Source organism: Streptomyces sp. NBC_01351 (assembly GCF_036237315.1).
Lineage (GTDB): Bacteria > Actinomycetota > Actinomycetes > Streptomycetales > Streptomycetaceae > Streptomyces.
This window is the reverse complement of record NZ_CP108356.1, coordinates 1,763,880-1,772,751: the sequence shown is the minus strand read 5'-3', so window position 1 is coordinate 1,772,751 and position 8,872 is coordinate 1,763,880. Positions and strand designations below refer to the sequence as shown.

Annotated in this window: 2 protein-coding genes; both read left to right on the top strand. The window is 74.7% G+C overall.

From position 1 onward, the window contains the following. The first annotated feature begins 234 nt into the window (after positions 1-234). Entirely contained in the window at positions 235-3,573 is a 3,339-nt protein-coding gene (locus tag OG625_RS08115; protein ID WP_329377773.1) for a type I polyketide synthase, read from the top strand. Positions 3,574-3,605: 32 nt separating this feature from the next. Beyond that, a complete protein-coding gene (locus OG625_RS08110) occupies positions 3,606-8,840 on the top strand; it encodes a type I polyketide synthase (protein WP_329377771.1) in 5,235 nt (1,744 codons plus the stop codon). The last annotated feature ends 32 nt before the right edge of the window (positions 8,841-8,872 follow it).

The window sequence follows — 8,872 nt, the reverse complement described above, 5'->3', positions numbered from 1 at the left end:
CGGACCGCCCGACCGGGCGGCCCGGCCACCCGGCCGGGGTGCGTGACGGCTGTACCACAGCCGTCACGCACCCCGGCCTTTCGCGTGTTTTCCCCTTCCCGACCGGTGCCCGCGGCAGGGGTGGGCTAAGGGTAGGCCGTCCCTCGACGGTCTCAGTAGCGTTCAAATCCGATCAACGTTGGACGTCCCGCGAGTGAGTCGCCACGGATCGTCGACCAGAGGGAGTAGGTCTCGGTGAGTAACGAGGAGCGACTTCTCGAATACCTGAAGCGGGCCACGACCGACCTGCGGGAGGCCCGCCGCCGGCTCGCGGAGGCCGAGCGCCGCCCCACCGCCGCTTCCGGCCGTTCCGGACACCACGACGACCCGATCGCGATCGTCGGCATGGGCTGCCGCTACCCGGGCGGGGTCACCACGCCCGAGGAGCTGTGGCAGCTGGTCGCGGACGGGGTCGACGCCATCGGCGAGTTCCCCACGGACCGCGGCTGGGACCCGGACGTGTACGACGCGGAACCGGGCACGCCCGGCAAGACGTACGCCCGCGAAGGCGGATTCCTCTACCAGGCAGCCGACTTCGACCCCGTCTTCTTCGGTATCGGCCCCAAGGAGGCCCTGATGACGGACCCTCAGCAGCGGCTGCTGCTGGAGGTGTCCTGGGAGGCCATCGAGCGGGCCGGGATCGATCCGACGACCCTCAAGGGCACGTCGGCCGGAGTGTTCGCCGGGGTCATGTACCACGACTATGCACTCGGCCGGGAGCCCGGAAGCACCACCGCCGGCAGCGTGGTCTCCGGCCGCGTCGCCTACACCCTGGGCCTCGAAGGTCCGGCGGTGAGCGTGGACACGGCCTGCTCGTCCTCCCTCGTGGCCCTCCACCTGGCCGCCCGGTCCCTGCGCTCGGGAGAGTGCGACCTGGCGCTGGCCGGCGGGGTGACCGTCATGGCCACCCCCGACATGTTCGTCTACTTCAGCACCCAGCAGGGTCTCGCCTCCGACGGTCGCTCCAAGTCCTTCTCCGCGTCCGCCGACGGCGTCGCCTGCTCGGAAGGCGCGGGCATGCTCCTGCTGGAGCGGCTCTCCGACGCCCGCCGCAACGGCCACCCGGTACTCGCAGTCCTCCGCGGGTCCGCGCTCAACCAGGACGGCGCCAGCAACGGCCTGACCGCCCCGAACGGCCCCGCGCAGCAGAAGGTCATCCGGCGGGCCCTGGCGGACGCCGGCCTGTCCGCGGCCGAGGTCGACGCGGTCGAGGCGCACGGCACCGGCACGACGCTGGGCGACCCGATCGAGGCGCAGGCGCTGCTGGAGACGTACGGGCAGGAGCGGCCCGAAGAGCGGCCGCTGTGGCTGGGGTCGATCAAATCCAACATGGGCCACAGCCAGGCGGCCGCGGGGGTCGCGGGGATCATCAAGATGGTCATGGCGATGCGCCACGGCATCCTGCCCAAGTCCCTGTACGCGGAGAGTCCTTCCGGCCAGGTGGACTGGTCGGAAGGCAACGTGGAACTGCTGGCCGAGGCGCGCCCCTGGGTGCCCGGCGGTGCGGTACGGCGGGCCGGCATTTCCTCCTTCGGGATCAGCGGGACGAACGCCCACGTGATCATCGAGGAGGCGCCGGCGGGCGCGGGGGAGACGGCTGTGCGGGCCGAACTCCCCGTGGTTCCCTGGGTGGTGTCGGCGAAGACCGAGCAGTCCCTCGCTGCTCAGGCCGCCCGCCTGCGGGACCGGGTCACGGGAGAGCCCGGGACCGATGCGGCGGACATCGGGCTCTCCCTGGCCACGGCACGCTCGGCCTTCGCCCACAGGGCGGTCGTCCTGGGCGACGACCGCGAGGCCGCACTCGCTGCCCTCGCCGAGGGCGAGTACCACCCCGGGGTGGTGACGGGCCGCATCCGGCGCGGCGGGCGCACGGCGTTCCTGTTCACCGGGCAGGGCGCGCAGCGCCTCGGGATGGGGCGCGAACTGTACGAAGCCTTCCCCGCGTTCGCCGCGGCCTACGACACCGTCTGCGCGGAGATCGACGCGCACCTGGGTCGGTCGTTGCGGGAGGTGGTGTGGGGTGAGGACGCGGAGACGCTGAACGCCACCGCGATCACCCAGCCCGCGCTGTTCGCCCTCGAAGTCGCCCTCTACCGCCTCGTCGAAACCTGGGCCGTCAAGCCCGACGCGGTCGCCGGTCACTCCATCGGCGAGCTGGCCGCCGCCCACGTGGCGGGGGTCCTGTCACTGGCCGATGCGGCCCGACTGGTCGTGGCGCGCGGTCGGCTGATGCAGGCGCTCCCGCCCGGGGGCGCGATGCTCGCCGTACAGGCCACCGAGGAAGAAGTCCTCCCACGGCTCACCGATGGGGTGGCCATCGCGGCGATCAACGGGCCCGATTCCGTGGTGGTGTCCGGTGTCGAAGCCGCCGTCCTGGCGGTCGGCGAGCACTTCGCCTCCGCCGGCCGCAAGACCAGCCGCCTCGCGGTCTCGCACGCCTTCCACTCGGCGCTGATGGACCCGATGCTCGACGAATTCCGGGCCATCGCAGCTCAGTTGACCTTCAGCAAGCCGCGCATCCCCGCCGTCTCCACGGTCACCGGTCAGGTCTCCAACGACTGGCAGTCGGCGGAGTACTGGGTCGGCCAGGTCCGGGAGGCCGTCCGCTTCACCGACGCCGTCGAGACCCTCGCCCAGCAGGGCGTCACCCGCTTCCTGGAGATCGGCCCGGACGGCATCCTCACCGGCCTCGCCACGCAGAGCGTCGACTCCGACGAGGCTGTCCTCGTACCGGCCCTGCGCAGGAACCGCCCCGAGCCCGAAGCCCTGATCAACGCTCTCGCCCACCTTCACGTGGACGGCGTACGCGTCGACTGGACGGCCTTCTACGCCGGCACCGGCGCCCGCGTCACCGACCTCCCCACCTACGCCTTCCAGCGCAGCCGCTACTGGGTCGACGCCGCCGGGACCACCGGCTCCGCGCCCGCCGGCCCCCACGACGTGCCCTCCGCCGAGGAGTCCCGGGAGGCAGCGGCCTCCCTGCGGAACAAGCTCGACGGACTCGGGGCCGCCGAGAGCGGCCGCGTGCTGCTGGCGTTGGTACGTACGCACGTCGCGGCCGTCCTCGGTTACGACTCCAGCGCGGCCGTCGAGACCGATCTCGCGTTCCGCGACATGGGCTTCGACTCCCTCGCCGCCGTGGAACTGCGCCGACGGCTCACCGCCGCCAGCGGATGCGACCTGCCGGCCACCCTGATCTTCGACTACCCGACCCCGCGGGCCGCCGCCGCCTTCCTGGCGGAACGGATGGAATCCGAGTCCGTGTCCGAGTCGGCGGCCGGCGACCCGGCCGCCGCGGCGCTGGCCGAACTCGACCGGATCGAGGCCGTGCTGACCGGATTCCCCGCCTCGGGCGGGGACACGGAGGTGATCGGCGCCCGCGCCGACGCGATCACCGCCCGGCTGGAGTCCGTCGTACGCCGCTGGCGCGACGCCCACGGCGGCCCCGCGCCGGCCGACGACGGCACCGACTTCGAAACGGTCACCGACGAGGAGCTGTTCGACGTGCTCGACAGCGAATTCGGCATCTCCTAGCCAGCGATCAGCTCTAGATTGGTTGAGGTTCGATGAGCAACGACGAGAAGCTCCGGGACTATCTCAAGCGCGCCACCAACGAACTCCAGCGCACCCGGCGCCAGTTGCGCGAAGCCGAGGAGCGCGGCAGTGAGCCGGTCGCGATCGTGGCGATGGGGTGCCGCTTCCCCGGCGGCATCACCTCGCCCGAGGAGCTCTGGCAGCTGGTGGACTCCGGCCGGGACGCCGTCTCGCTCTTCCCGGACGGCCGGGGCTGGGACATGGACGCCCTGTACGACCCGGAGCCGGCCACGCCCGGCAAGACGTACTGCCGAGAGGGCGGCTTCCTGCACGACGCGGGACAGTTCGACGCCGACTTCTTCAAGATCAGCCCGCGCGAGGCCCGTGACACCGACCCGCAGCAGCGGCTGCTGCTGGAGGTGTCCTGGGAGGCGATCGAGCGGGCCGGGATCGACCCCACCTCCCTGAAGGGCAGCCGTACCGGCGTGTTCGCCGGCGTGGTGTACCACGACTACCCGGGCGGCGGCGGTACGGGCGGTCTGGCCAGCGTCGCGTCCGGGCGGGTGGCGTACTCGCTGGGCCTGGAGGGGCCCGCCGTCACCGTGGACACGGCCTGCTCCTCGTCTCTCGTCGCCCTCCACCTCGCCGTCCAGTCGGTACGGACCGGCGAGTGCACGCTGGCCCTCGCAGGCGGGGTCACCGTGATGGCAAGCCCGGACTCCTTCGTCGGCTTCAGCCAGGACCGCGGTCTGGCCCCCGACGGGCGCTGCAAGTCCTTCGCGGCGGCCGCCGACGGCACCACCTGGTCCGAGGGCGCGGGCATGGTCCTCGTCGAGCGCCTCTCCGACGCCCGCCGCCTCGGACACCCCGTCCTCGCCGTCATCCGCGGCTCGGCGATGAACTCCGACGGCGCGTCCAACGGCCTCACCGCCCCCAACGGACCCTCCCAGCAGCGGGTCATCCAACAGGCGCTCGCCTCCGGGCAGCTGACCCCCGCCGACGTCGACGCCGTCGAGGCGCACGGCACGGGCACCACCCTCGGCGACCCCATCGAGGCGCAGGCCCTCATCGCCGCGTACGGCCGCGAGCGGCCCGTCGACCAGCCGCTGTGGCTCGGCTCCTTCAAGTCGAACATCGGCCACGCGCAGGCCGCCGCCGGAGTCGGCGGAGTCATCAAGATGGTGCAGGCCATGCGGGCGGGCGTGCTGCCGCGCACCCTGCACGTGGACGAGCCGAGCCACAACGTCGACTGGAGCGCGGGCACCGTACGGCTGCTGACCGAGCCGATCCCCTGGCCGGACCGCGGGCGCGCCAAGCGCGCCGGGGTGTCCTCGTTCGGGCTGAGCGGCACGAACGTCCACGTGATCGTCGAAGAGGCTCCGGCCGAGGACCGGTTCCGACGGGGACGGGTGGGTGCCGGGGCGTCCCCGCAGGGCGCCGAACACACCCCCCCTCGGCCCACCGACCCCTCGCCCCGTTCGGCGCCCGAGGAGATGCCCCGGCGCACGCCCGGCACCGGCGGAACCCCCCCGACCCCGCCCCAGCACACAGGCGACACCGCCGAACCGCCCGCTGCGCCTGCTGCGCCCGCCACAGGCGACCCCGCCGAACAGGCCGCCGCAGGCCACACCGCCGAGCCTGCCGCAGGCCACACCGCCGATCCGGCCGCTGCGCCCGCCGCAGGCGGCCCTGCCGAGCCCGCCGCAGGCGGACCGCGAGCCGGAACGGGCCCCCGGTTCGTGCCCGTGCTCGTTTCCGCCCGCCGCCCCGAGGCGCTGGCCGCGCAGGCCGCCCGGCTTGCCGACCATCTGGAGGCCAATCCGGGGCAGCCGCTGCTCGACACCGGCTGGTCCCTCGCCACCACCCGGGCCGCCCTGGAGCACCGCGCGGCGGTCGTCGCCGACGGCCGCGCCGAGGACACCGCCGGACTCGTACGCGCCCTGCGCACCCTCGCCGCCGAGCCCTCCGCGGCCGCCGCAGGCGTAACGGCCCGCCCCGACGCGCTGTGCGCCGTCCTGTTCACCGGCCAGGGCGCCCAGCGCCTCGGCATGGGGCGCGAACTGTACGCCGCGCACCCGGTGTTCGCCGAGGCGTTCGACGAGGCCGTCGCGGCGATCGACCCGCACCTCGACACCCCCCTGCGCGACACCATGTGGGGCGAGGACACCGCGCTCCTCGACGACACCGACCGCGCCCAACCCGCCCTCTTCGCCTGCGAAGTGGCCCTCTACCGGCTCATCGAGTCCTGGGGGATCCGCCCCGACTTCCTCGCCGGCCACTCCGTCGGCGAACTGGCCGCCGCCCACGTCGCCGGCGTCCTCACGCTCCCCGACGCCGCCCGCCTCGTCGCCGCCCGTGGCCGGCTGATGCGGGCCCTCCCGCAGGGCGGGGCGATGGTCGCGGTCGAGGCCGCCGAGGACGAGGTCGAGCCGCTGCTCACCCCGGCCACCGGCATCGCCGCGCTCAACGGGCCCCGCGCTGTCGTCATTTCCGGGGACGAGACTGAGGCCCTGTCCATCGCCGCACACTTCACCGCCCTCGGCCGGAAGACCAAGCGGCTCGCCGTGTCCCACGCCTTCCACTCGCCGCTGATGGAGCCGATGCTCGACGAGTTCCGTACCGTCGCCGAGAGCATCGCGTACGGGAGCGCCCGCACGCCGATCGTCTCCACGGTCACCGGTGAGCTCGCGGGCGACGACGAACTGGCCTGCGCCGACTACTGGGTACGCCACGTCCGCGCGAGCGTCCGCTTCGGCGACGCCGTACGGCTCCTCGCGGCCAAGGGCGTCCACACCTTCCTGGAACTCGGCCCCGACGCCGCCCTCACCCCCCTCGGCCCCGACTGCCTCACCGGCGGCCCGGACGAGGGCGCGGACCAGCCCGTGTTCACCGCCGCCCTGCGGCGCGGCCGCGGCGAGGAACGCGAGCTGGCCGGGGCCGTCGCCCTCGCCCACACCCGCGGCGTCCACGTGGACTGGAACGCGTACTTCACGGCGGCCGGCCACCTGCCCCACCGCGTGGACCTGCCCACCTACGCCTTCCAGCGCCGCACCTACTGGGCCGCCCAGCCCGACGCGCAGTCCGACGCGCGGTCCGCAACCGGAGCCACCGCCACCACTACCCCGGCCTCCGCCGACCCCGGCGAGGCACAGTTCTGGGAGGCCGTGGAACGGGAGGACACCGCCGGGCTCGCCGAGCGGCTCGGCCTCGACCCCGCCGCCCTCGCCCCCGTCCTGCTCGCCCTCACCGGCTGGCGGGCCGGCCGCCGCGAAGCCGCCGCCGTGGACGCGCTGCGCTACCGGATCTCCTGGGTTCCCGTCGCGGACCCCTCGCCGGCCGCCGCCGCCCCGCTCGCCGGGGACTGGCTCGTCCTGCACACCGCCGAGGGCCAGGCCCTCGCGGACGTCCTCGCGTCCGCGCTGAGCACCCGCGGGGCCACCCCCGTACTCGTGGAGGCCGGCGGCGCGGAGGGTCCCGTACTCCCCGACACGCAGCCCGCCCCCGCAGGGGTACTGAGCCTGCTCGCCCTGGACGACGCCCCGCATCCCGGGCACCCCGCGCTCTCGCGGGGCCTCGCCGACACCGTCGCCCTGCTCCAGGAGACCGCCGCCCGGCAGTGGGCCGCCCCGGTGTGGTGCCTCACCCGGGGCGCGGTGGCCACGGGCGACGCCGACGCGGCGACCCGCCCCGTGCACCCCGAGCAGGCCGCCGTCTGGGGCCTGGGCGCGGCCCTCGCCCTGGAGGCCCCCGGCACCTGGGGCGGTCTCGTCGACCTCCCGGCCGGGACCGACCCCGGCGAAGCGGTCGCGCTGCGGCTGTGCGACACCCTCGCCGGGGCCTCCGGCGAGGACCAGGTCGCCGTCCGCCCCGAAGGCACGTACGCCCGCCGCATGGTGCGCCCCGCGCAGCCCGACCCGACGACCGGGCTCTGGCAGCCCCGCGGCACGGTCCTGGTCACCGGAGGCACCGGCGGACTCGGCGCCCACGTCGCCCGGATGCTCGCCGCCGACGGCGCCGAGCACGTGGTCCTCGTCGGCCGGCGCGGCCCGGACGCCCCCGGGGCCGCCGAACTCGCCGCGGAACTGGCCGAGTCGGGCGTACGGGTCTCCGTCGAGGCCTGCGACATCGCCGACCGCGAAGCCGTACGCGCCCTCCTCGCCGGGCTGCCCGACCTGACCGCCGTCTTCCACGCCGCCGGCCTGCCCCAGCGCATCGCCCCGCTCGGCGAACTCACCCTCGCCGAACTCGCCGAGGTGGCCGGGGCCAAGGTGCTCGGCGCCCGCCACCTCGACGAACTCCTCGGCGACACCCCGCTCGACGCGTTCGTGCTCTTCTCCTCCGGCGCCGCCGTCTGGGGCAGCGCCGGCCAGTCCGCCTACGGCAGTGCCAACGCCTACCTCGACGGCCTCGCCCACAGCCGCCGCGCCCGCGGCCTCGCCGCCACCTCCGTGGCCTGGGGCTCCTGGGACGGAGGCATGGTCGACGCCGAACTGGCCGCCGTGATGCGCCGGATCGGCGCCCCCGCGATGCGCCCCGACCTGGCCGTGGGCGCCCTCCGCCGCATCCTGGCGGGCGCCGCGCAGGGCGGAACCTCGCACGCGGTCGTCGCCGAGTTCGACTGGGAGCGCTTCGCACCCACCTACGTACTGGCCCGCCCGCGCCCCCTCCTCGACGCCCTGCCCGAAGCCCGCGCAGCCCTCGGCGCGGACGGCTCGCAGGGCGGCGGCGGGGACGACCCCGGCCTCGCGGGCCGCCTGGCCGGCCTCTCCCAGCCCGAACAGCGGTCCCTGTTCCTGGACTTGGTCCGTACGCACGTGGCCGCACTGCTCGGCTACGAGGACCCGGCCGAGGTGGCCCCCGACCGCGGGTTCACCGACCTCGGCTTCGACTCGGTCGCCGCCGTCGACCTGCGGACCAAGCTCGTCGCCGCCACCGGCCGACCCCTGCCCACCAGCATGATCTACGACCACCCCAGCCCGGCGGCGCTCTCGGCCCACCTGTGGTCGGAGCTCTGCCAGGACGAGGACTCCGGCGAACTGCCGGTCCTCGCCCAGCTGGACCGGCTCGAAGAGGCCGCCGCGGCCCTCGCCGCCGAGGACATCGAAGCCACCCGCATCACCGCCCGCCTGCAGAGCCTGCTGGCACGGCTGACCGGAACCCTCGACGCGAGCACGGGAGGCGGCGGGCAGGCCATCGGCGACCAGCTGGAAACCGCCTCCGCCGACGACGTCTTCGCCTTCATCGACAACGAACTCGGCCTCACCTGACCGACCGCGCGGCCGGCTCCGTGCCCCGCGCC

Coding starts and splice junctions, on each gene's coding strand:
- OG625_RS08110 (WP_329377771.1), top strand. CDS start 3,606: ATGAGCAACGACGAGAAGCTCCGGGACTATCTCAAGCGCGCCACCAAC.